The sequence below is a fragment of the Rhodococcus ruber NBRC 15591 genome (assembly GCF_001894945.1).
Classification (GTDB): domain Bacteria; phylum Actinomycetota; class Actinomycetes; order Mycobacteriales; family Mycobacteriaceae; genus Rhodococcus; species Rhodococcus ruber.
This window is the reverse complement of sequence record NZ_BCXE01000010.1, coordinates 151,348-174,027: the sequence shown is the minus strand read 5'-3', so window position 1 is coordinate 174,027 and position 22,680 is coordinate 151,348. Positions and strand designations below refer to the sequence as shown.

The 22,680-nt window shown below is 71.6% G+C and carries 18 protein-coding genes; 8 read left to right on the top strand and 10 right to left on the bottom strand.

Features of this window, described 5'->3' with window-relative positions; genetic code table 11:
• Nucleotides 1-240: 240 nt before the first annotated feature.
• The 4 genes from rsmA to RR3_RS07510 form a co-directional block, all read right to left on the bottom strand.
• The gene (rsmA, locus tag RR3_RS07520; protein ID WP_102031928.1) at nt 241-1,131 is read right to left on the bottom strand and encodes a 16S rRNA (adenine(1518)-N(6)/adenine(1519)-N(6))-dimethyltransferase RsmA; all 891 of its coding nucleotides are present in this window, start codon (nt 1,129-1,131) and stop codon (nt 241-243) included.
• A 135-nt stretch (nt 1,132-1,266) separates the two neighbouring features.
• Nucleotides 1,267-1,431, bottom strand: coding sequence for a hypothetical protein (locus RR3_RS24850; RefSeq protein ID WP_017679484.1), 165 nt, complete (start codon nt 1,429-1,431; stop codon nt 1,267-1,269).
• 239 nt (nt 1,432-1,670) lie between these two features.
• Nucleotides 1,671-2,798: a resuscitation-promoting factor gene (locus RR3_RS07515; RefSeq protein ID WP_010592977.1), complete on the bottom strand. Its 1,128-nt coding sequence runs from the start codon at nt 2,796-2,798 to the stop codon at nt 1,671-1,673.
• 706 nt (nt 2,799-3,504) lie between these two features.
• Nucleotides 3,505-3,930 carry a DoxX family protein gene (locus RR3_RS07510; protein ID WP_064065650.1) on the bottom strand — a complete coding sequence of 142 codons (426 nt, stop codon included), beginning with the start codon at nt 3,928-3,930 and terminating at the stop codon, nt 3,505-3,507.
• Between the two features lie 193 nt (nt 3,931-4,123).
• Here RR3_RS07510 and RR3_RS07505 point away from each other — a divergent pair, with 193 nt between their 5' ends.
• Entirely contained in the window at nt 4,124-4,633 is a 510-nt protein-coding gene (locus RR3_RS07505) for a VOC family protein (protein ID WP_010592979.1), read from the top strand.
• On the top strand, nt 4,634-5,614 hold the full coding sequence (locus tag RR3_RS07500; protein WP_010592980.1) for a pirin family protein: 981 nt from the start codon (nt 4,634-4,636) through the stop codon (nt 5,612-5,614).
• A gap of 113 nt (nt 5,615-5,727) precedes the next feature.
• Here RR3_RS07500 and RR3_RS07495 read toward each other — a convergent pair whose 3' ends face one another.
• Nucleotides 5,728-6,786, bottom strand: a complete 1,059-nt coding sequence (locus RR3_RS07495) for a maleylacetate reductase (protein WP_040274583.1) — start codon at nt 6,784-6,786, stop codon at nt 5,728-5,730.
• A 53-nt stretch (nt 6,787-6,839) separates the two neighbouring features.
• Complete coding sequence (locus tag RR3_RS07490; protein WP_010592982.1) at nt 6,840-7,670, bottom strand: TatD family hydrolase; 831 nt, start codon at nt 7,668-7,670, stop codon at nt 6,840-6,842.
• Between the two features lie 36 nt (nt 7,671-7,706).
• On the opposite strand from RR3_RS07490, the gene metG reads away from it, so the two are divergent.
• The 5 genes from metG (at nt 7,707) to RR3_RS07465 (ending at nt 13,978) form a co-directional block, all read left to right on the top strand.
• A complete protein-coding gene (gene metG, locus RR3_RS07485) occupies nt 7,707-9,254 on the top strand; it encodes a methionine--tRNA ligase (protein WP_064065651.1) in 1,548 nt (515 codons plus the stop codon).
• Nucleotides 9,255-9,294: 40 nt separating this feature from the next.
• A complete protein-coding gene (locus tag RR3_RS07480; protein ID WP_010592984.1) occupies nt 9,295-10,473 on the top strand; it encodes a DUF2786 domain-containing protein in 1,179 nt (392 codons plus the stop codon).
• A gap of 93 nt (nt 10,474-10,566) precedes the next feature.
• Nucleotides 10,567-11,712 (top strand): NAD(P)/FAD-dependent oxidoreductase, encoded by a 1,146-nt coding sequence (locus tag RR3_RS07475; protein WP_234420168.1) that lies wholly within the window; start codon nt 10,567-10,569, stop codon nt 11,710-11,712.
• Nucleotides 11,709-12,629, top strand: coding sequence for an RNA polymerase sigma-70 factor (locus tag RR3_RS07470; protein ID WP_010592986.1), 921 nt, complete (start codon nt 11,709-11,711; stop codon nt 12,627-12,629). Before RR3_RS07475 ends, RR3_RS07470 begins: the two co-directional genes overlap by 4 nt.
• Before the next feature lie 50 nt (nt 12,630-12,679).
• On the top strand, nt 12,680-13,978 hold the full coding sequence (locus RR3_RS07465) for an aminodeoxychorismate synthase component I (protein WP_010592987.1): 1,299 nt from the start codon (nt 12,680-12,682) through the stop codon (nt 13,976-13,978).
• Here the strand turns inward: RR3_RS07465 and RR3_RS07460 are convergent.
• From RR3_RS07460 to rsmI, 3 genes are all read right to left on the bottom strand, one after another.
• Nucleotides 13,917-17,900, bottom strand: coding sequence for an nSTAND1 domain-containing NTPase (locus RR3_RS07460; RefSeq protein WP_064065676.1), 3,984 nt, complete (start codon nt 17,898-17,900; stop codon nt 13,917-13,919). The genes RR3_RS07465 and RR3_RS07460 overlap by 62 nt on opposite strands.
• 383 nt (nt 17,901-18,283) lie before the next feature.
• Nucleotides 18,284-19,678, bottom strand: coding sequence for an alanine/glycine:cation symporter family protein (locus RR3_RS07455; protein WP_017679474.1), 1,395 nt, complete (start codon nt 19,676-19,678; stop codon nt 18,284-18,286).
• A 33-nt stretch (nt 19,679-19,711) separates the two neighbouring features.
• On the bottom strand, nt 19,712-20,572 hold the full coding sequence (rsmI, locus tag RR3_RS07450; protein ID WP_017679473.1) for a 16S rRNA (cytidine(1402)-2'-O)-methyltransferase: 861 nt from the start codon (nt 20,570-20,572) through the stop codon (nt 19,712-19,714).
• A gap of 71 nt (nt 20,573-20,643) precedes the next feature.
• On the opposite strand from rsmI, the gene RR3_RS07445 reads away from it, so the two are divergent.
• Nucleotides 20,644-22,152 (top strand): dolichyl-phosphate-mannose--protein mannosyltransferase, encoded by a 1,509-nt coding sequence (locus RR3_RS07445; protein ID WP_174557556.1) that lies wholly within the window; start codon nt 20,644-20,646, stop codon nt 22,150-22,152.
• On the opposite strand, the gene RR3_RS07440 is transcribed toward RR3_RS07445, so the two are convergent.
• On the bottom strand, nt 22,103-22,663 hold the full coding sequence (locus RR3_RS07440; RefSeq protein ID WP_017679471.1) for an SAM-dependent methyltransferase: 561 nt from the start codon (nt 22,661-22,663) through the stop codon (nt 22,103-22,105). The genes RR3_RS07445 and RR3_RS07440 overlap by 50 nt on opposite strands.
• Nucleotides 22,664-22,680: the final 17 nt, after the last annotated feature.

Below are 22,680 nucleotides of genomic sequence, written 5' to 3'. Positions count from 1 at the left end.
TTTCAACCTCATACATCTCGGAAAGCCTCGAGGCCTTCACGTTTCGTCGAACGACACGACGTCGCCCGGGCCTGTCACTCGACGGCTGAGAAGGATTCCGTGGGAATTTCGCATCCGCTCGCAACTAGAGAAATGTGCGAGGGGTAAACCACGAACACACTACCTAACGACCGTGTACCAGTAGAGCACAGATCCGCCCGTCTGCCAAGCGTTGCGCGGGCACCGGTCTGCGCGCCGCCGTCACGACGTGCCGGCGATCCGCACGAAGGCGGCGGCATCGAGTTTCTCGCCCCGCGTCGACGGATCGATTCCGGCGGCGAGCAGGCGGCGCTCGGCTTCGGCGGCCGAGCCGGCCCAGCCGCTCAGCGCTGCGCGCAGCGTCTTGCGGCGCTGCGCGAAGGCGGCATCGACGACGGCGAACACCGTGCGGCGGTGCGCCTCGTCCGTGGGCCAGGGCGGTTCGGTGTAGCGGTCGATGCGCACCAGGCCCGATTCCACCTGGGGCACCGGCCAGAACACGGCCCGGCCGACCGAGCCGGCGCGACGGACATGGCCGAAGAAGCCGGCCTTGACGCTGGGCACGCCGTAGACGCGGCTGCCGGGCGCGGCGGCGAGCCGATCGGCCACTTCGGCCTGCACCATCACCAGAGCCGTACGCAGCGAGTCGAATTCGGCGAAAAGGTGAAGCAGCACGGGGACCGCGACGTTGTAGGGCAGGTTCGCAACGAGGGCCGTCGGGGCAACCGGCAGGTCGGCGGGGTGCACCCGCATGGCGTCTTTCAGGACGACGTCGAGCCGGTCGGCGAGGTCGGGGGCGCGGTCGGCGACCGTCGCGGGCAGTCGCTCGGCGAGCCTGGGGTCGATCTCGACGGCGACGACGCGGTCGACCACGTCGAGCAGGGCGAGCGTCAGCGAGCCGAGACCCGGGCCCACCTCGAGGACCACGTCGTCGCGGCCGACACCGGCGACGGAGACGATGCGGCGCACCGTGTTGGCGTCGTGCACGAAGTTCTGGCCGAGCTGTTTCGTCGGCCGGACACCGAACTCCTCCGCGAGGGCGCGCACCTCGGCGGGGCCGAGGAGGGCGGCACGACCGCGAGCGGTCACGTCGGAACCGTCGCGAGCGGTCACGTCGGAACCGTCGCGAGCGGTCACGTCGGAACCGTCGCGAGCGGTCCCGTCGGAACCGTCGCGGGCGGTCACGTCGGAACCGTCGCGGGGGGTCGAGCCGGGATCGCCGGAGGAGTGGTCTGGCACGTGCCGAACCTAGCGCACGCCGCTGCGGGACGAGTAGGACGGCCACGCTCCCCGGCGCTTCGGTCGACCCTTCCGGTCCACCTGTGGGCGGCCGTAGGCGCCGGTGACGGTGACCGCGACGAGGGCGTCGACCGGTTCGCGACGGGTCTCGACTCCGTCGATACTCGACGGCACCTCACGCGCCCTCCGCGGCACTCCGTGTACCCGGCCGTCACGTCGGTGCGCACGGTGGCCGGCGAGCGCTGTCCCCGGCCGACGTCGACCGGCGGGGTCGTGCCGGAGGAAGGTCTCGTGCCGGAAGAGCGTCGCGGCGCCCCGGCGACGGATGTCGCCAGGAGCGCCGCGACGACGGTGTGCTGCAGCACAGAACGCGTGTCGGCGATCCTCGTCCGCGAGGACGTGAGGCGGAGTTCCTACCGCAGGCCCATCTTGCTGGTGCACGACGGCCAGGCTCCCCAGCCCTGTGCGGCCTGGACCTTCTCGGCGACGGCGATCTGCTGCTCGCGGCTGGCCAGGTCGGCGCGCGGCGCGTACTGGGTGCCGCCGAACGCGGCCCAGGTCTGCTGGGTGAACTGCAGGCCGCCGTAGAAGCCGTTGCCGGTGTTGATGGCCCAGTTGCCGGTGGCCTCGCACTGCGCGAGGGCGTCCCAGGTGGAGGCACGGCCGGAAGCGGGCACGGCCGGCTTGGGCTTGGTGCCGACGCGGACGACGGCCGGGGCCGGCTCGCGGAGGGTCGTCGAGGCCTTCTCGGTGCGGCCGACCTCGACGCCGTCGATCGTGTGCACCTCGAAGGTCACGGTGCGCTCACCGGGAGCACCCGGGGTGTCGACGGCGGTCTCGCCCTCGGTCATGTTCGGGTCGTCGACGCGCTGTTCGGGGGCCGGCACCGGCTGGTTCTCGATGCGGGTCTCGATGCGGTCGCGGGTGACGCGGATCTCGAGGCCCTCGGTCAGCGCCGCATCGACCGGGGGCATCACCGAATCGGCCTGCTCGAGCGCCACACCGTGCGCGGTCAGGAACTCCCCGACCGTCGGCGCCGCCATCCGCACCTCGACCGGCGGGGCACCACCGTCGAGCAACCGCACCGTCTTCGGGCTCACCACGTCGAGCTCGGCACCCTCGAGCGGCAACCGGTGCGACCGGGACGCCGAGGTGTACACGTCCGCGGCCAGCTCGAACTGCGCCAGCGCCTCGTCCACCGTCGACGCCGTCGTCCACACGGTGCGCTCGACACCGTCGACGCTCAGCTGCACCTCACGTGCCCGCCGCAGCACCACCGTGTCCCCGTCCGAGACCGCGGCGTCGACGGCCGGGGCCACCACGTCGTGCTCGCCGACCGGGTAGCCGGCGCCGGCGAGCACGTCACCGACCTCGGAGCTCATGGTGCTGAGCGCGACCCGCTCGCCGTCCACGTCGAGGGTGAGTTCCTTGTGCTGGATCAGCGCGGCGACTCCGCCGGCCGCGAGGGTGAGGAAGAGCGCGGCGACGACCACGTACAGCGTCGGCGATTTCGCTCTGTTGATCTTGGTGAAAGGTGACACGGTAATTCCTGGACTGTCGACAACTTCGATCACAGCACGGTAACGAATCGGCATTGATACGGCAACCGCAGTGGGTCTACCTGCGAATTTCCCGTAATAAAGTAGGTGACGATTCGTAATTTTCGATCAATGACCGAGTCGTGTCCGAGCCGGAACCGCGTCGATTCGACGCCCGGAAAATCACCCCACGCGAACCGCGAATTACCGCAGTGGAATTTGCGCGGGTGACCCACCGTCCGGGGCCGCGACGGGGGGGTTCCACGCGCCCCGGACATCGTCGCGCTCTCGACGCGTGGACACGGTGCCGCGATCCGGGCCGGGGGGCGACGCGGAACTGCGCACAGCCGCGGCTGTCGGCTCGCGCAAGGCGGGGAGGTACGGCACCGTCACAACGGGACGGCCGTTCCGCGAAGGGCCGCAGACGAGGAGCGGCCGAGAAGTCCGACGCGCGGCGGGGACTCTGCCCGGCGGGCGAACGGCGACGCGCCGGGGGCGAAGACGACTGCCCGGCGGCGACAGGCGACCGAGGAGGCGGTCGGGATCCGCGCGGCGAAAAACGCGACGGGTTGCGCGGGAGCGCCGCCGGGAGCTGTTCCCGGCCGACGGTTACGCCTCGAGGGAGCCGTTCGGCGGGAACGGATGCGCGATCTTCGCGCGAAAGTGCTCCGAAGGCCGGCGCCCGGTCTCCCGGACGCCGGCCCTCGGCCTACGCGGTCTGCAGGAACCGCACCCGGCGGCCGAGCAAGGCGTCGACGCTGTACGCGCCGGCGCCGACGACCGCGAGAACCAGCGCTCCGGCGCCGAGCGCCCCGACGAGCTCCCATCCGCCGTCGGTGACGTAGATGCCGTTGCCGATGTGGACGAAGACGAACGCGCCGAGCATGTTCACCAGCAGCAGGACACCGAAGATCGGCACGAGCAGGCCGATGATCAGGGCGATGCCGCCGAGTGTCTCCACCCAGGTGGCGTAGAAGGCGGACAGCGCGGGCACGGGCACGTCCATGCCCTCGAATCCGGCCTTGGTGGCGGAGTATCCCTGGTTCACCTTCTGCAGCCCGTGGGCCAGGAAGACGATCCCGATGACCACTCGGGCGACGAGCAGCCCGACGTTGCGCAGGACGGGGTTGTTCATGGGGGTGACCTTTCGGTGCGGGCGGCGGGGGCTCGTCCTTCGATCGAAGCCGCCCCTACGGTAGCGGCGCAAGGTTGAAGGTTCAACTTAATCGGCCACCCGCCGCCGGACGGCATCCGAAAAGTAGTTGATCGATCAATCACATGGGGTATGCTTTCGTCGAAGGCGCAACCACCGGCCGAAGGAGCCCACCGTGAGCACCAGCGTGGAAGAGGAACGCAGCCGCCGCTCCGCGACGTTGCGGGAGGAACTCCGCACCCGCTACCTCCGGCCCGTCGGCGAACGACCCGCGTCGTCGGCGCGCGGGTTGCACCACACCGCACTCGTCAGCAGCGACGTCGAGCGCACGGTGCGCTTCTACCAGGACGTGCTCGAGTTCCCGCTCACCGAACTGATCGAGAACCGCGACTACCCCGGTTCGTCGCACTTCTTCTTCGACATCGGAAACGGAAACCTGCTGGCCTTCTTCGACTTTCCCGGCCTCGACGTCGGTCCCTACCAGGAGGTCCTCGGCGGGCTGCACCACATCGCGATCAGCGTCGAGCAGAGCCGCTGGGAACGCCTGCGCACCAAACTGACCGAAGCGGGCGTCGACCTCGTCGAGCACAGCGAGGTCTCCCTGTACTTCCGCGACCCCGACGGTGCCCGCATCGAACTCATCGCCGATCCCCTCGGCGAGATGTACGGAAGCAAGGTCTTGTAGATGAGCAACGTCGACGCCGAGCCCACCGAGATCGTCTGCGAATCCGAGCCCGCGCCCACCCGGGTACAGATCATCACTTCCCGTGAGGTGCCGCTCGGCGGCCCGCGCGCGATGCCGGTCCGCCGCACGCTGCCGCAGCGCGCCCGGTCCCTCGTCGGAGCCTGGTGCTTCGCCGACCACTACGGGCCCGACGACGTCGCCGCGACCGGCGGAATGGACGTCGCGCCGCACCCGCACACCGGCCTGCAGACGGTGAGCTGGCTGTTCGCCGGCGAGATCGAGCACCGCGACAGCCTCGGCAAGCACGCATTCGTCCGCCCCGGCGAACTCAACCTCATGACGGGCGGCCACGGCATCGCGCACTCGGAGGTCTCCACACCGGCCACGACGGTCCTGCACGGCGTCCAGCTGTGGGTGGCCCTGCCCGACGCACACCGGGACGCTCCTCGTGACTTCCGGCACCACGTGCCCGAACCGGTCCGGCTCGCGGGCGCGACCGTCGCCGTCTTCCTCGGCTCCCTCGCCGGCTCCACGTCGCCGGTGCCCACCTTCACCCCGCTGCTCGGGGCCGAGATCACCCTCGACCCGGGCGCGAGCGTCGAACTGACCGTCGATCCCGCGTTCGAGCACGGCCTGCTGGTCGACACCGGCAGCATCCGGCTCGCCGGCACCGTCCTGTCCCGCTCCGCGCTCGGCTACGTCGGCACCGGCGTCTCCACGCTCCCCCTGACGAATCTCACCGACGAACCCGCACGTGCCGTGCTGCTCGGCGGGACGCCGTTCGGGGAGGAGATCGTCATGTGGTGGAACTTCGTCGGTCGCAGCCACGACGAGATCGTCGCGTTCCGCGACGAGTGGCAGCGCGAGGGAGAACGCTTCGGCCGGGTCGAGGGCTACACCGGGAAGGTCGCGCGGCTACCCGCACCGGCGCTGCCCAACGCGCAGATCCGGCCGCGCCGCAATCCCCCCACCGCCCACTGAGGGGGCACCCTCACCAGGAACACTGAGGGGGCACCCTCACCAGGAACACTGAGGGGGCACCCTCACCAGGAACACCGAGGGGGCACCCTCACCAGGAACACCGAGGGGCACCCTCACTCGGGACGGATTCCGGCATAGGCATCGCCCAGCAGTCGCCGCACCCCCACCCGGGTCACCTCGCGGGGGTTGGGGTACTGCCGTTCGGTGGCCAGGTGTGCCGCCTCGTCCAGGTCGCCCTCGGACATGCCCAGTTCGGCGAGCGTCGTCGGACCACCCGCGGCCGCCACCAGGTCGAAGACCCCGGCCGGGGCGGTGGGCGTGCCGAGCGCATCGGCGATACGGCTCATCACGGCCGGTACCGACGGCGCGTTGAACGCCATCACGTGCGGCAGCATCACGGTGTGCGTCGCCGCGTGCGGCAGGTCGAAACTGCCGCCCAGGACGTGGCACAGCTTGTGGTGCAAGCCCATTCCTCCCGCGCTCAGGCACGTGCCGGCCAGCCATGCCGCGAGCAGCAGGTCCGAGCGGCCCTCGCGGTCCGCGGCGTCGGCACCGAGGACCGGCACACCCCGGGCGATCGCGCGGATCGCCTCGAGCGCCAGCGTGTCGATGATCGGGTTGGCGTGCTCGGCGTACAACGCCTCCACGGCATGCGCCATCGCGTTGATCGCGCTGGTCAGTGCCATCGGGATCGGCATCGACAGGGTGAACTCGACGTCGTAGATGACGGTTTCGGGCAGGATGGCCGGCGACGAGTGCGTGGTCTTCACCCCGTCCGCGGTCTCCCCGAGGACGGGCGTGACCTCGGATCCGGCGTAGGTGGTCGGCAGGATCACCTGGTCCACGCCGGTGCGCACCGCGATCGCCTTCGACAGCCCCGTCGTCGACCCTCCGCCCACGGCGACGACGGCGTCGATGTCGTGCTCGGAGACCAGACCCAGCACCTTCTCGGTGACCGCGACGGGGGTGTGCATGACGGCCCCGTCGAACCGGGCGACCTGGAGGCTCCCGAGGGCCTTCTCGACGAGCTCGGCCTGCGGACGGACGTGTTCGCCGCCGAGCAGCAGGACCCGGGAGCGATCCAGGCGGCGCACCTCGTCGGCGACCCGCGCCGCGGTTCCCGGACCGAAGACCACCCGTGACGGCTGAGCGTTGTAGACGAAACTGTGCATGTCACCCATTGTCCCCGGCCACCCACTCCGGCCGCCTCGGAACGGGGACACCGTTACGAAAGTCCGTATACCCGTTCGGCATTCGCGGTGGTCGTGGCGGCCAGCTCGGCCGGGTCCGCGCCGCGCACCTCCGCGAGCGCCCGCACCGTGTAGGGCAGGCAGTACGGCTCGTTGGGGGCGCCGCGGAACGGATGGGGCGTCAGGAAGGGGGCATCGGTCTCCACGAGCACCAGCTCGGGCGGCACCAACGGGGCTGCGGCACGGAGCGCCTTCGCGTTCTTGAAGCTCACCGTCCCGGAGAAGCTGAGCAGGTAGCCGGCGTCGACGCAGGCCCGCGCCATGTCTGCGTCCGACGAGAAGCAGTGGAAGATCACCGTCTCCGGCGCACCCTCGTCGTGCAGGACGCGCAGCAACTCGGCATCGGCGTCACGATTGTGGATCATCAGGGTCTTGCCGAGCCGTTTGGCCAGGTCGATGTGCCAGCGGAACGCGTCCTCCTGCTCGAGCGGGTCGGCGCAGCCGTCGAGCTTGCCGGGCCAGTACAGGTCGAGGCCGGTCTCCCCCACGGCGACGACGCGCGGGTCGGCGGCGAGCTTCTCGATCTCGGCGCGCGTGACGTCGTCGAGCGCGTTCGCACGGGTGGGGTGGAGCGCCACGGCGGCGTAGACCCGTGCGTCCCAGTGCGCGGCGTCGACGGCGAAGCGGGCTGCGGCGATGTCGTCGGCCACGGTGACGACCCGTCCGACACCCACCGCGGCCGCCCGGTCGAGGACGGCCGCCACCGATTCGGCATCGTGGGCTCCGCACGCGTCGAGGTGCGTGTGGGCGTCGACGAGAGGCGAGAGCGGCTGCGGAGGCTCGGGCGCGGGACGGGTTCGGCTCACGGCCCATACACTATCTACCTATAAAGTGGACGCACCATGACTGCTCCTGCCGCCTCCCGCCCGCCGTTCTACCTGACGACCGCGATCGCTTATCCGAACGGCGCCCCGCACATCGGCCACGCCTACGAGTACATCTCCTCGGACGCGATCGCCCGGTTCAAGCGCCTCGACGGCTTCGACGTGTACTTCCTGACCGGTACCGACGAGCACGGCCTGAAGATGCAGCAGACGGCAGCGAAGGAGGGCCTGGACGTGCGGGACCTCGCGGCGCGCAACTCCGGCGTGTTCGAGGCCATGGACAAGTCGCTGAACATCTCCTTCGACCGGTTCATCCGCACCACGGACGCCGACCATCTCGAGGCGAGCAAGGCGATCTGGCAGCGGATGGCCGACAACGGGGACATCTACCTCGACACCTACTCGGGGTGGTACTCCGTGCGCGACGAGGCGTTCTACGCCGAGGCCGAGACGACCGCGCTCGACGACGGCTCGCGCATCGCCACCGAGTCCGGCACCCCCGTGGAGTGGACGGAGGAGTCGACGTACTTCTTCCGGCTCTCGGCGTATCAGGACAAGCTGCTGAAGCTGTACGAGGAGCGCCCGGACTTCATCGCGCCGGCCACCCGCCGCAACGAGATCGTCAGCTTCGTCTCGGGCGGGCTGAAGGATCTGTCGATCTCCCGCACCACCTTCGACTGGGGCGTGCCGGTGCCGGATCATCCCGAGCACGTGATGTACGTGTGGGTCGACGCGCTCACCAACTACCTGACCGGTGCGGGTTTTCCCGACACCGGGTCGGAGTCGTTCCGCCGCTACTGGCCCGCGAAACTGCACATCATCGGCAAGGACATCACCCGCTTCCACACCGTGTACTGGCCGGCGTTCCTGATGTCGGCGGGAATCGAGCTGCCCGAGCGGGTGTTCGTACACGGCTTCCTGTTCAACAAGGGCGAGAAGATGTCCAAGTCGGTCGGCAACGTCGTCGACCCGCTCGAGATGGTCGAGCAGTACGGCCTCGATCCGCTGCGCTTCTTCCTGCTGCGGGAGATCTCCTACGGTCAGGACGGCAGCTACAGCCACGAGGCGATCGTGACCCGCATCAACGCGGACCTGGCGAACGAACTCGGCAACCTCGCGCAGCGCTCGCTGACGATGGTCGCCAAGAACCTCGACGGTGTGGTCTCGGAGCCCGGTGAGTTCACCGAGGACGACCGAGCGTTGCTCGCGCAGGCCGACGCGCTGCTCGACAAGGTCCGGGCGGAGTTCGACGTGCAGGCGCTGCACCTCGCGCTCGAGTCGATCTGGCACGTCCTCGGCGAGACCAACCGGTACTTCTCCGCACAGGCGCCGTGGGTGCTGCGCAAGACCGATCCCGCCCGGATGGCCACGGTGCTGTACGTGACGCTCGAAGTCGTGCGGATCGTCGGCCTGCTCGTGCAGCCGGTGATGCCGGACTCCGCCGCCAAGATCCTGGATCTGGTGGGGCAGGATCCGCAGGCGCGGCAGTTCGCGGACATCGCCACGCGCCTCGCGCCGGGCACGCAGTTGCCGGCCCCGGCCCCGGTGTTCCCGCGCTACGAATAGCGCCACGCCGCCTGTCGGTGGCCTCGTGCACACTCCGCGCATGGGGCGAGATAGAACACACTTTCGACAGGCGGCGACCGGGTCCGGCGCATCCGAGGAGGTCTTCCACCTCGGAATCCGGCCGCTACTCGACGAACTGGGCGCCGCGTACGAGCGCGGCTGGCAACCGGTCGACGTCCTGCACGTGACGGCCCGTTCCGGCGACACCACGGACGTCCCACTGGCGGCCGCCGCGGTGCTTTTCGACGCCCGCCGCAGCGGCGCGGCCGACCGGGCACCCCTCGACTGGGTGCGCCAGCTCGGTGCGATCGCGCAACGCTGTCCCGCCGCCGCGCGGATCGCCGACCGGGTGCCACCCGACGCGCCCGCCCGCCAGTTGGGCGCGGAACTGCTGCGCGAGCTGCCCGGCCTGTCCCGCTTCCAGGTGATGGGGCTGGCGTTCGCCTGGAAGTACCTGCCGCAGTTCTCCCCACTCCTGCCGCTGCCCTCGCAGTGGCCGCCGCTGCGACCGGTCCCTGCGGCCGGCGAGGCCGCGACCCCGGATCCGCGGGTGCTCGCCCGGATCCGCGGCCTCCTGGCGAAGGCCGAGTCCACGGACTATCCGGAAGAGGCCGAGACCCTCACCGCCAAGGCCCAGGAACTGATGACCCGGTACGCGATCGGCACGGCCCTGGTCACTCGTGCGGGCGCGGACACTGCGCGAGGACGCCGCGTGCACGTCGACAATCCGTACGCGAAGGAGAAGGTTCTGCTGCTCACCGCGATCGGGAACGCGAACCGCACGCGCACGGTGTGGTTCACCAAGGTCGGAATCGCCACGATCGTCGGCGCCGACGTCGACCTGCAGCAGGTGGAGCTGCTGTTCGCGTCGCTCTCGGTGCAGGCCGCCCGGGCCGTGCGTGCCGCCGGGACGGGTGGCCGCACCGGCGGCGCGGCGACGGCGTTCCGCCGTGCCTTCCTGACCGGATACGCATATCGGGTCGGCGAACGGCTGCGGCAGGCGGACGCATGCGCGACCGCGACCGCCGCGGCCGACGCGAGCATGTCCGTCACACAACTCGCGCCGCTGCTGGCCCGTCGCTCCGAGGCCGTGGACTCGGAGTTCCGCCGCCTGTTCCCGACGACCCGGTCGACCCGTACACGCAGCGTCGATGCCGAGGGATGGTTCGCCGGCCGCGACGCCGCCGAGACCGCCTTCCTCGCATCCCCGCCCGGGTGAGCACTGCCCCGGTCGCCGCCTGTCACGTTCGGGGGCCGAGCGGTGTCCCATGTGCGACCGCGGACATCGTCGACAACAGAAGGGGTGGTCAGGATGACAACCGATGTGGTGGTGCTCGGAGCCGGGTACGCGGGAGTGATGGCAGCGAACCGTCTGCTCGCCACGCATCCGGGGGTATCGGTGACGGTCGTCGCGCCGCGACCGGTGTTCGTCGAGAGGGTGCGGTTGCATCAGGTCGCCGCCGGCTCCGGTGCGGCCACACACGACCTCGCCGACGTGCTGCATCCGGCGGCGGCCGTGCACGTCGGCACCGCAGTGCACATCGGAGCGGACCGGGTGCTGCTCGCCGACGGGACGACGTTGCCGTTCCACGTCGCGATCTACGCCGTCGGCAGCGGCGCCGCCGTACCCGCGATCCCGGGCGCCGGCCGGCTGCACTCGACGGCCGAGCTCGAACGCGCCCTGGACACGGCCGCCGCGCTCGGGGAACTCGGCGACGGGGCGGGCGTGGTGGTCGTCGGCGGCGGGCTCACCGGCGTCGAGTCGGCCGCCGAGATCGCCGAGGCGCATCCACGCCTGTCGGTCACCCTCGTCGGGGATCCCGTCGCACATCTGCCCGGGTCCACCCGGCGGTTCGTCGCCGCGCGGCTGCGACGGCTCGGTGTCCGGATCCGGCCGGGCCGGGTCGTCGCCGTCGAGGACGGCGCGGTGCTGCTCGCCGACGGCGACGCGGTGCCGGCCGAGCTCGCCGTCTGGGCGGGCGGATTCACGGTGCCGGACCTGGCCCGGCGCAGTGGTCTGCCCGTCGACGAGACGGGCCGGCTGCGGGTCGACGCTACCCTGCGGAGCGCGGACGGAGCGAACGTCGTGGGCGTGGGCGACGCCGTGACCGTCGACGGCCAGGATCACATCCGGATGAGCTGCCAGGCGGCGCTGCCGCTCGGCGCCCACGGCGCCGACACCACCTGGGCACTGCTGACGGGTACGGATCCGCGGCCGCTGTCGCTGGGGTTCGCGGCGCAGTGCATCTCGCTGGGCCGCTCCTCCGGCGTCGTGCAGCGCACCCGTCCCGACGACACGCCCCGCTCCCTCGCGCTGCGCGGTACGTTGGGGTCGTTCGGCAAGGAGGCGGTGGTGCGCGGGACGGTCTGGATGCTGCGACGGCAGGCGCGAGGGCACAGCTACCCGTTCCCCGCGGGTCCGGCCCCCGCGTCCGAGCCGATCGCGGTCCGTCGATGACCCCCGACGACACGCCTCGCGACGAGACGACGCACGACAAGACGACCCACGATGAACTGTTCACCCGGCACCGAGGCCTGCTGTTCGGCATCGCGTACGAGATCACCGGCAGCGTCGCCGACAGCGAGGACATCCTGCAGGACAGCTACCTGCGCTGGGCCGAGGTGGAGCTCGACGAGGTGGCGAACCCGCGTGCTTATCTGAGCCGCGTGGTCACCCGGCAGGCGCTGAACTCGCTGCGCACGGCGCAGCGGCGCCGGGAGGACTACGTCGGGCCGTGGCTGCCCGAACCGGTGCGGACCGCCCCCGACGCCGCCGAGGACGTGCTGCTCGCCGAATCGGTGTCGATGGCGATGATGCTGGTGCTCGAGACACTCGGCCCGCTCGAACGAGCGGTGTTCGTGCTGCGCGAGGTGTTCGGCTTCGACCACGCCCAGATCGCCGCGGCCGTCGGCAGGCAGGAGGCGACGGTGCGGCAGATCGCGCACCGCGCCCGCAGCCACGTGCAGGCGCGGCGCCGGCGGTACGCCGCGTCCGACGAGCAGGCGCGCCGGGTCGTGACGGAGCTGCTGTCCGCCGCTGCCGGCGGGGACGTGGAGGCACTCATGGCGGTACTCGCACCGGACGTCGTCTACGTCGCCGACGGCGGCGGCAAGGTGACGGCCGCGCGGGTCCCGGTGAGCGGAGCGCGGAAGGTCGCACGCGTGCTGAGCGGCCTGAGCCGCCGGCCGCTGCCCGACATGCGAGTGGAGTTCGCCGCGTTCAACGGCCTGCCCGCGCTGGCCGTGTACTCGGGCGAGCGACTCGATCTGGTCATGCTGATCGAGATGGACGCGGGCCTGGTCACCGGCCTGTATGTGGTGCGGAACCCGGACAAGCTCGGTGCGGCGGACCGGGTGATGCCGCTCGTCCGCTGACCGCCCGGCGGGATTCGGTCCGTTCCGGGGCCGCGTGGGAAGCTGTGCCCATGCGGATGGAACGGCTCGGCACCGGGGGCAGCCCGGCGCAGGTGCTGCGACTGCTGGGCGCCCGGGCCGAGGCGGCGGGCGCCCCGCCACCGGCTGCACTGACCGGAACGTGGTTCGGCGCAGCTGCGGTCCTCGCGCCCCACGTGCGTGCCGTCGCCACCCCACCGGCCGACGCCTTCGTCCTGCGCGGCCGCTCGGCCCCGGGCCGCGGCGAACCGGTCGTCGGCGGGGGGTGGATCGGCTATCTCGCATATCCGGACCGCACGCCCACCCACCCGGCGCTGCCTCGCGCGGCCGGAGGATGGACGGACACCGTCCTGCGGCTCGACCACGACGGCTGCTGGTGGTACGAGAGCCTCACCGACGCGGCGTGCCCGGCCGGGCTCGCCGCCGCCGTCCGCGAGGCGCCCGACGCCTCCGCTCGGGCACCGTGGCGCATCGACTGGACACCGCCCGATCGCGACGCCCACCGCCGCGGCGTGCGGCAATGCCTCGAGGCGATCCGCGCCGGCGAGGTCTACCAGGCGTGCGTGTGCACTCGTTTCACCGGTGCCTGGTCCGGCAGTCCGCTGCACTTCTTCGCCGACGGGATCGAGCGCACCGCCCCGGCCCGGGCGGCGTACGTCGCGGGCGACTGGGGTGCGGTCGCGTCCCTGTCACCGGAGTTGTTCCTCGCGCGCCACGGCGACCGGGTGACGTCGAGCCCGATCAAGGGCACGCTCCCGATCGGCGCCGATCCGGCCCGGTTGCGCGCGTCCGTCAAGGACGTCGCGGAGAACGTGATGATCGTGGACCTCGTGCGCAACGACCTGGGGCGCGTTGCCGAGACGGGGAGCGTCACCGTGCCGGACCTGCTCGGGGTGCATCCGGCCCCCGGGGTCTGGCACCTGGTGTCCACCGTCGCGGCCTCGTTGCGGATCGGGGTGGACACCGCGCGGTTGCTCGATGCGGCATTCCCCCCGGCGTCGGTGACCGGCTGCCCCAAGATCCGGGCGCGGGAGTTCCTGCAGGTCTGGGAGCCGCACCCGCGGGGCGTGTACTGCGGCACGGTGGGCATGGCTAGTCCCGTCGCCGGGGTGGAACTGAACGTGGCGATCCGCACCGTCGAGTTCGGCCGCGGGGACGCGGACACGCCGGGCTCGTGCGGGCTCGGCGTCGGCGGCGGCATCACCATCGATTCCGATCCGGACGCCGAATGGCAGGAGTGCCTCGACAAGGCCGCCAGCATCCTGGGGCTCAGCCCTCGCACACCGTCCGGCCGGCCACCGGCAGATCGGACTGTGGCAGCGTCTCGGTGATCCGGCCCGTCGTCGAGGCGCAGATCCGCGCGACGATCGACTCGACGTCCAGGCTCCAGGTGCGCACCGTCCCGTCGCCGCCCGCCGCGATCACGGCGTTGCGGCCCGGCAGGAAGCCGACCTGCCACCGTCCGACACCGATCTCGGTGATCGGGCCGCCCACCGGGTGCATGTGCTCCGAGTCGGCGACGTGCCACAGTCGTACCGTGCCGTCGTCGCTGCCGCTGACCACCTCGCCGCCGTTCGGGGTGACGGACACCGAGTAGACGGTGCCGGTGTGGCCGTGCAGCGCGTCGGGCCGGACGGTGAACGATCCGTCGGGTCCGCGGTCCCACACGCGGACCGTGTGGTCGTCGCCGCCGGTGGCGAGGACGTTGCCGTCGGCGCTGAACGCGAGGGCGTTGACGCCGGCGGTGTGACCGTCCGACACCGGCAGCGCGACGGGGGCGGACGGATCGGTGACGTCCCACGCATAGAGCGAGCCGTCCGCGCTGGTCACGACCAGATGCCGGCCGTCCGGCGTGAACGCGGCCGCCCGCACGAGATTCGTCGGGCCCCGCAGCGGTGCTCCCCGGCGCACCGGACGCGCCGGATCCGACACGTCCCACAGCACGAGAGAGTGGTCGTCGTGGCCGGTGACGAGGGTGGTGCCCCCGGGGCCGAAGTCGAGTTCGGACGTGAACCGGGTCTCGGTCACGATCGGGTCCACCCACAGCCGCGGGGCCGTGGGGTCGCGGACATCCCACAGGTGGATCTCGCCGTCGGTCGTCGAGGCGGTGACCAGAGTCGCGGCGGAGGGCGACAGGGCGGTGGTCACCGCGCCGCCCACCGGTCTGGGACGATCCACGACGCCGAGCGGCGCCCAGTGCCCGTCGGAGCCGATCCGCCACAGCGGCACGGAGGAGTTGTACCCGCCGGTGGCGACGAACGAGCCGGAGCGATCGATCGCGGGCAGCGTCAGCGCAGAGTCCGCGACCGCGACGCGTCCGCGCGGCAGCGTCCAGATCCGGATGTTGCCGTCGTGCCCGCCGGTGACCAACGCGGCGCCGTCGGGGGTGAACGCGAGCGCGGGGACGCCGCCGCCGTTGCCTGCGAGGGCCGGCCGCATCTCGTCGATCGTCCGCGTCTTCGGGTCGACCGCCCACAGCTTCGCGGTCCCGTCCCACGACGCGCTCGCCAGGGTGCGGCCGTCGGGTGCGAACGCGACGGTCCACACCCCGCCGGTGTGCGCCTGCACGGGAGGGCCGGTCGGGCGCACCGCCGCCGGGTCCGTGGTGTCGAACATCGTGACGACACCGTCGTCGCTGCTGACCGCGAGGGTCCGGCCGTCGGGGGCGAACGCGACGGAGTGCGCCACGTCGCGGAAACCGGTCAGCGCAGCGCCGACGGGCACGGCGGCGGCCGGGTCGGTCACATCCCACAGCCGCACCGACCGATCGTCGCTCGACGTGGCCAGCACGGTACCGCCGGGGTGGAACGCCACGGTGCGCACCGCCGCGCCGTGCGCGGGCAGGACGGTGCGGGGAAATCCCCGCGTCCGGGGCTCGCTCGTGTCGACGAGCACGACCGATCCGTTGTCGTACGGCACCGCGAGCGACCGGCCGTCCGGGCCGAACCGCACATTGTGGACGACCTCCGGCACGAACACCTCGCCGGTCAGCAGCGCGACGGGCCGGTCCCGGTCGGTGACGTCCCAGATCCACACCGCACCTGTTGCACCACCCGCCGCGAGCAGGGTGCCGTCCGGGCTGAAGGCGACCGAGGCCAGATACTCGGGCTCGTCGGACACCAGCGCTCCGAGCGGCCGCGGCGCGCCCCGGTCGGACAGATCCCACAGGCGGACACTGCCGTCGTCGCTCGCCGAGGCCAGGGTCGTGCCGTCCGGGGCGATCGCCAGCCCGTAGACCGGACCGCTGTGACCCTCCACGGGCAGTGCCAGCGGCATCTGCTCGGTCGCGACGAGCCGCGAATACGCGACCTCGCTGTCCGGACGCAGGCGCCACGCCGCGAGCGCCAGCTGGGCCGCGGTGGACGGGTCCCGCTCCTGCATGGAGTCGGCGAGCGCGACGACCTGCTGGAACTGGGCGGCACTGCGCTCGGCCTCGGCGCGGCTCTTGCCGGCCCAGGCCAGCGTCCCCATCACCACCGCGACGACGGTGGAGAGCACGAGGGCGGCGATGGCACCGTTGCGGACGCGGGTCCGGCGACGGATCTGCCGTCGCGACTCCCGGAGAAAGGCCACCGCTGTCGGGCTGAGCGCGGTCTCGACACCGCCGGCCGGGGCCCGCCCCACGAGCTCCCGATCCTCGTGCTCGGCGACGAGGTCCATCCGGCCCCGTTGGTACAGCAGGTCCGCGTGCCGGCGGCCCGCGACCCAGCCTGCCGCGTCCGCCTCGATCTGCTGGCGCAGCGCAGCGTACGAGCGGTCGGCCCGGATCCACGACTTCAGGCGCGGCCAGGCGTCGATGACCGTGTCGTGAACCAGCTCGACGCTGCCGTCGTCGACGACGAGGACGCGGGCGGTGACGAAGTGGTCGACCACCCGGCGTCCCGCCTCGGCGTCGTCGCCGGCGGCGGCGAGCAGCCGATCCAGCGGGCGCCGGATCTTCACGTCGGTGCCGGTGCCGGTCACGTAGACCAGGTGGACGAGCATCGCGCGCGCGAGTCGGCGGCCGCGGTCGTCGAGCTCTTCCCACGCACGTTCCGCGCTCGCCGCGATCGATCCGCGTACCCCGCCGGTAGCGCGGTACCCGGCCACGGTCAGGTGACCGCCGCGCCGGCGTTCCCACAGGGCGTCGAGCAGGTGTGACAGCAGGGGCAGTTCGGCCCCGCCGACGTCGTCGTCGGTCAGCACTCCGAGGTCGTGCAGGATCAGTTCGACCAGGCCCGGCTCGAACCGCAGACCGAGCAACCGCGCCGGCGCGGTGATCACCTCGACCAGGTCGTCCCGGGTCAGGGGCTGGACCGTCTTGCTGTGCCGCTCCAGCGCCCGGGCCAGCACGGGATAGGTCACGGCCCGCTCGTAGAAGTCCGATCTCAGCGTGGCCACCACCGAGACCGGTGTGTCGCCGTCACCGACGGTCGCGGCCTGATCGAGCAGCGCGAGGAACGCCGAGCGTTCGGCCGCGTCCTCGCAGTGGGTGAACAGCTCCTCGATCTGGTCGACGACGATCAGCAGGCCCGCGCCGCCCTCTCGGGCGGCGGCGGCGTGCAGCCGCGCCACCGCGGTCGGCTCGTCCGCATCCGAGATGTCGGCGAGTTCGGGTACGCACTCGACGAGCTGCGCCACCGGGTGCCGTCCCGGGGTCAGGACCACCGGCCGCCAACGGTCGTCACGGCACAGTTCCGGGACCAGGCCGGCCTGCACGAGGGAGGACTTGCCGACGCCGGAGGCACCGGTCACCACCACGATGCCGTGACCGTGGGCGGCGACGACGGTCTCGGCGAGTTCGCGCACGCTCCGGGCCCGGCCGAAGAACAGCTGCGCGTCCCGATCGCGGTACGCCTCGAGACCGCGGTAGGGCCGCACGCCGGGGGGCAGTGCCGCGGCGGGCGGCTCGGTGGGCTCCGTCCGGGCCCGCCCGGCCGGTCCCCGGGCGTGTTCCCACCACCGCTCCCACTGCTTGATCGAGTAGAGGCCGGGCGTCGGCGGCTGCGCGTGCAGGGCCCGGGCGGAGCGGATCAGCACCACCAGGACCGGACGGATCGTCTCGAACGTGGCGGGTACCCGGGCACCGGATCGCCAGTCGCTGATCCGCTGCACGGACACGGTGCGCTCGCTGCCCACGGAGCGGGCGACGGCCGACGCCTCGGAGGCGACCTTCTTGAGCGCGGGACGTCCCGCCGCCGCGAACAGAGTCCGGAGCTGGTCGGCGAACAGCTGCCGGGGCTCCGCCGCGGTTCGCTCGTCGACCGGTTCCATCTCCCGCATCCTCCCTGCTCCGCACCCCCCGAGGGCCCGGATCGTCCGCTGCGGAAAAACTCCTCACCGGTCCTGACCTGGGATGATATCGCGAGCGGGACGCGAACCGGTTGGTCACCCGGGATATCCCCGACAGAGTTGTTCCCGAGCGGGAAGACCCCGCGACGCGCTGCACCTCCACACCGGCCGGAACCCGACGAGGGGTGGTTCCGCCCGGTGCGGAGGGAAGGCGGCGCGCGACCCGAACCGAGGGACCGTGTACAAGCTCGTCGACCGGATCGTCCACGGCGTTCCGCCCACGTTGGTCGCGGCCCTGATCGTCGCGGTCGCCGTGCTGCTGATCGTCGCGCTCTCCTCGGCCGCGCCGTAACGCCCGGCCGCGGCTACCGCGTCGGCGTGCGGCTGTCCTTCGCGCCGAGCAGGTACGGATCCCGGGCGAGGTACTCCTTCGTCTCGCGGGCGATGAGTCCCGAGAGGATGAGCAGCCCGATCAGGTTGGGCAGTGCCATCAGGCCGTTCATCACATCGGAGAAGTTCCACACCACCTCGAGCTCGGTGGTGGCGCCGACGTAGACGACGAGTACGAAGATCGCCCGGTACGGGAGGACGCCGCCGCGGCCGACGAGACGTTCGACGCAGCGGTCGCCGTAGTACGACCACCCGAGAATCGTCGAGAAGGCGAAGAACACCACGGAGATCGTGACGATCCAGCTGCCCCAGTCACCGCCGAGGCCGTCCGAGAAGGCGAGGGAGGTCATCGCCGCGCCCTGCTCCCCGGATGTCCAGGCTCCGGTGGTGATGATGACCATGCCCGTGAAGGTCACGACGATGATCGTGTCGATGAAGGTCTGGGTCATCGACACCAGGCCCTGCCGGACCGGGTGGGTGGTCTGCGCGGCGGCAGCGGCGATCGCGGCGCTGCCCATGCCGGACTCGTTGGAGAAGATGCCGCGGGCCACGCCGTAGCGCAGGGCGATCATGAACACCGAACCGATGAAGCCGCCGGTCGCGGCGGTGCCGGTGAATGCGTCGGTGAACACGAGGGCGAACGCCTCGGGGATGTCGGTGATGTTGACCGCGAGGACGATGATCCCGGCGCCGACGTACAGCAGGATCATCGCGGGCACGAATCCGGCGGTGACCCTGCCGATGGACTTGATGCCGCCGAGCAGCACCGCGGCGGCGAGCACCGTCATGACGATCCCGGACAGCCAGGTCGGTACCCCGAACGTGGAGTCCATCTGGGTGGCGACGGTGTTGGCCTGCGTCATGTTGCCGATGCCGAAGCTGGCGAGCACCGCGAACACCGCGAACATCAGGCTCAGCACCAGACCGAACTTGTTGGGGATGGCGCGGGCCAGGTAGTACTGCGGGCCGCCGGACTGCTCGCCCTTGGCGTCGGTGACGCGATACTTGACACCGAGGAACGCCTCGGAGTACTTGCTGGCCATGCCGACGAGGCCGGTGATCCACATCCAGAACAGAGCCCCCGGCCCGCCGAAGTAGATGGCGGTGGCGACACCGGCGATGTTGCCGACGCCCACGGTGGCGGCCAGGGCGGTCGTCAGTGCCTGGTACTGAGAGATGTCACCTTCGGTGGCGTCCGGGTCCTTCCGGATGATCAGCCCCAGCCGCAGGGCCGGCCACAGCTTGCGGAACTGCACCCCCCGCAGCCGCACCGTCAGGATCACGCCGGTGCCCAGCAGCAGCGGTATGAGCATGTACGGGCCCCATACCACCGACGCGACCTCGACGAGGAATTCGTTCACCGACTCCATCCGTACCTCCTGCTGCGCGGTAAGGGGCAGAGTCTACGACGACGACTCGTCCTGCCGCGCGGCCAGTACCGCGTCGTACAGTTCGCGTTTGGAGACCCCGGCGGTCGCGACCTGGGCGCACGCGTCCTTCAGCCGCACCCCGTCCGCCACGAGCTGTTCGACCGCGTCGACCAGGTCGGCAGGCTCCGCCACCTGCGCCGAGGCGCCCTCGAGCACGACGGTGATCTCGCCGCGGGCACTCTCGGCGGCCCACTGCGCCAGCTCCGCGAGCGTGCCGCGCCGCACCTCCTCGTAGGTCTTGGTCAGTTCCCGGCACACCGCGGCGCGTCGCTGCCCGCCGAGCACGTCGACCGCGTCGGCCAGGCACGCGGCGAGGCGGTGCGGGGCCTCGAAGAACACCACCGCGCGCGGCTCGGCGGTCAGGGTCTGCAGCCACGCGCGACGCGCGCCGGCCTTGCGGGGCGGGAAGCCCTCGAAGCAGAACCGCTCGACCGGCAGACCGGACAGCGCGAGCGCGGTGGTCACCGCGGAGGGACCGGGCAGGCACGTGACGGGCAGCCCGGCCGCGACGCACGCCGCCACCAGCCGGTAGCCGGGATCGCTGACGGACGGCATCCCGGCGTCGGTGACCAGCAGCACCGTCCGGCCCGCCTCGATGTCGGCGACCAGCGCCGGGGTCCGGGCGGACTCCACCTGGTCGTAGAAGCTGACCACCCGCCCGGTGACGGTGACCCCCAGCGCGGCGGCGAGCGACCGGGTCCGACGGGTGTCCTCGGCCGCGACGACGTCGGCGGTGCCGAGCGCGTCGCAGAGCCGTTTGGAGGCGTCGCCGATGTCGCCCATGGGGGTGGCGGCGAGCACGAGCCGGCCCTGTCCCGGATTGTCTGGCTGCATGCGCCTCAGCCTACGATCGGGACGTGACCGTGACGGACGAGCGCCCTGCCGAGGCATCGGACCGTCGCCGGATGCACAGCCCGGGTCCGACGGTGCCGGCATCGGATTTCGGTCCGGTCGACCGCGGCCGGGGCTGGGTGGTGACGCTGTTCGTCACCGCGATCGCGGCGATCACCCGGTTCACGATGCTGCACTACCCCACCGACGCGAAGACGCCGGTGTTCGACGAGAAGCACTACGCCCCGCAGGGCTGGCAGGTGCTCACCGGCGGCGGGATCGAGGACAACCCCGGCTACGGCCTCGTCGTGCACCCACCGGTGGGCAAGCAGCTCATCGCGCTCGGCGAGGCGTTGTTCGGTTACAACGGGTGGGGATGGCGGTTCTCGGCCGCCGTCGCCGGGACGTTGCTGGTCCTGCTGGTGGTGCGGATCGTGCGGCGGTTGACCCGCTCGACCCTGCTCGGCGGTCTGGCCGGGATTCTCCTGATCGCCGACGGCGTCACCTTCGTCTCGTCGCGCCTCGGGATGCTGGACATCTTCCTGGCGCTGTTCGCGGTCGCCGCGTTCGGGTGCCTGATCGTCGACCGGGACGAGGTGCGGGCGCGGATGGCGCGCGTGCACGCCGAGGGACGCATCGCCGACACGGTGTGGGGTCCCCGGCTGGGCGTGCGGTGGTGGCGGTTCGGGGCCGGTGTGCTGCTGGGCCTGGCGGTGGGCACGAAGTGGTCGGGGCTGTATCTGATCGCGTTCTTCGGGTTGATGTCGGTGGCGTTCGACGTCGCCGCGCGCCGCGCCTACGGCGTGCGACGACCGTGGCTCGGGACCGGTCTGCGTGACGTCGGCCCGGCCCTCTACGCGCTCGTGGTGGTGCCGCTGGCCGTGTATCTGGCGACGTTCTGGGCGTGGTTCGCGGGCGAGACCGGGGTGTACCGGCATGCGGTGGGCCGGCAGATCGGCACGGACGGGGCGTTCTCGTTCGTGCCGGACGCGCTGCGCTCGCTGTGGTACTACAGCGCCTCCGTGCTCGAGTTCCACTCGGGTCTGACGAACTCGGCCGGCAACGTGCATCCGTGGGAGTCCAAGCCGTGGACGTGGCCGATGGGGTTGCGTCCGATGCTGTACTACTTCGCCGACGGCGAGCAGATCCGTGGGTGCGGCGGTGAGCAGTGCGTCAAGGCCGTCATGCTGGTGGGCACCCCGGCGATGTGGTGGCTGGCACTGCCGATGCTCGTGTGGGGCGGATGGCAACTGCTGGTGCGGCGGGACTGGCGGTGGGCCGCGGTGCTCACCGGGTACGCGGCGACGTTGCTGCCGTGGTTCGCCACGCTCGACCGGCAGATGTACTACTTCTACGCGGTTCCGCTCGCGCCGTTCCTGGTCATGGGGCTGACACTGGTGCTCGGCGACGTGCTCGGATCGCCGCGGGCCTCGACCGAGCGGCGGTCGACCGGTCTGCTGGTCGTGTGCCTCTACGTCGGCCTGGTGGTGGCGAACTTCGTGTGGTTGTGGCCGATCCTGACGGCCGCGCCGATCACCGTGGAGACGTGGCACCAGCAGCTGTGGCTGCCGAGCTGGCGGTGACGTCCGCGGGCGCGGCCCGCACGCCGACGGTCCGGCCGCCCTCGACGATGTCGACGATCGCGTAACCGCAGCGCGAGAGCAGCGCGCTGATCCGCATCGACACCGGTCCGACGGCCAGCCCCGGAGGGGGTTCGTCGAACACCCACAGCTCGCCGGTGGGTCGCAGCAGCGACGCGACAGCCGTCGGCGCGGCGGGGTCGTCGCTGCGGAAACTGGGGACGTTGACGGCGAAGACGAGATCGAACGACCCCGGCAGGTCGACGCCGGGGAACTCGCCGACACGCAGTTCGGCGAGCCCGGCGTCGAGTCCGTCCCGGATGCGGCGACGCGCCCGGTCGATCTGCGTCGCCGAGCGGTCCACCCCCACGACGCAGCCGCGGCGGCGCAGCCGCTCGCACACGAGCGCGAGCGCGACGCCCCCTCCGCAGCCGATCTCGAGCACGTCGCTGCCCGGTTGCGGATCCATGGCCTCGACCGCGAACGCGATGCGCGCCGGCACGGTGCCACTCATGGGAAACTCCTCGTGGA

Excerpts from the sequence above, each read along its gene's own strand:
- RR3_RS07510 (WP_064065650.1), bottom strand. The coding sequence starts at position 3,930 with ATGAACAACCCCGTCCTGCGCAACGTCGGGCTGCTCGTCGCCCGAGTG.
- RR3_RS07500 (WP_010592980.1), top strand. The coding sequence starts at position 4,634 with ATGAGCAACGTCGACGCCGAGCCCACCGAGATCGTCTGCGAATCCGAG.
- RR3_RS07495 (WP_040274583.1), bottom strand. The coding sequence starts at position 6,786 with ATGCACAGTTTCGTCTACAACGCTCAGCCGTCACGGGTGGTCTTCGGT.
- metG (WP_064065651.1), top strand. The coding sequence starts at position 7,707 with ATGACTGCTCCTGCCGCCTCCCGCCCGCCGTTCTACCTGACGACCGCG.
- RR3_RS07480 (WP_010592984.1), top strand. The coding sequence starts at position 9,295 with ATGGGGCGAGATAGAACACACTTTCGACAGGCGGCGACCGGGTCCGGC.
- RR3_RS07475 (WP_234420168.1), top strand. The coding sequence starts at position 10,567 with ATGACAACCGATGTGGTGGTGCTCGGAGCCGGGTACGCGGGAGTGATG.
- RR3_RS07470 (WP_010592986.1), top strand. The coding sequence starts at position 11,709 with ATGACCCCCGACGACACGCCTCGCGACGAGACGACGCACGACAAGACG.
- RR3_RS07465 (WP_010592987.1), top strand. The coding sequence starts at position 12,680 with ATGCGGATGGAACGGCTCGGCACCGGGGGCAGCCCGGCGCAGGTGCTG.
- RR3_RS07460 (WP_064065676.1), bottom strand. The coding sequence starts at position 17,900 with ATGGAACCGGTCGACGAGCGAACCGCGGCGGAGCCCCGGCAGCTGTTC.
- RR3_RS07455 (WP_017679474.1), bottom strand. The coding sequence starts at position 19,678 with ATGGAGTCGGTGAACGAATTCCTCGTCGAGGTCGCGTCGGTGGTATGG.
- rsmI (WP_017679473.1), bottom strand. The coding sequence starts at position 20,572 with ATGCAGCCAGACAATCCGGGACAGGGCCGGCTCGTGCTCGCCGCCACC.
- RR3_RS07445 (WP_174557556.1), top strand. The coding sequence starts at position 20,644 with ATGCACAGCCCGGGTCCGACGGTGCCGGCATCGGATTTCGGTCCGGTC.
- RR3_RS07440 (WP_017679471.1), bottom strand. The coding sequence starts at position 22,663 with ATGAGTGGCACCGTGCCGGCGCGCATCGCGTTCGCGGTCGAGGCCATG.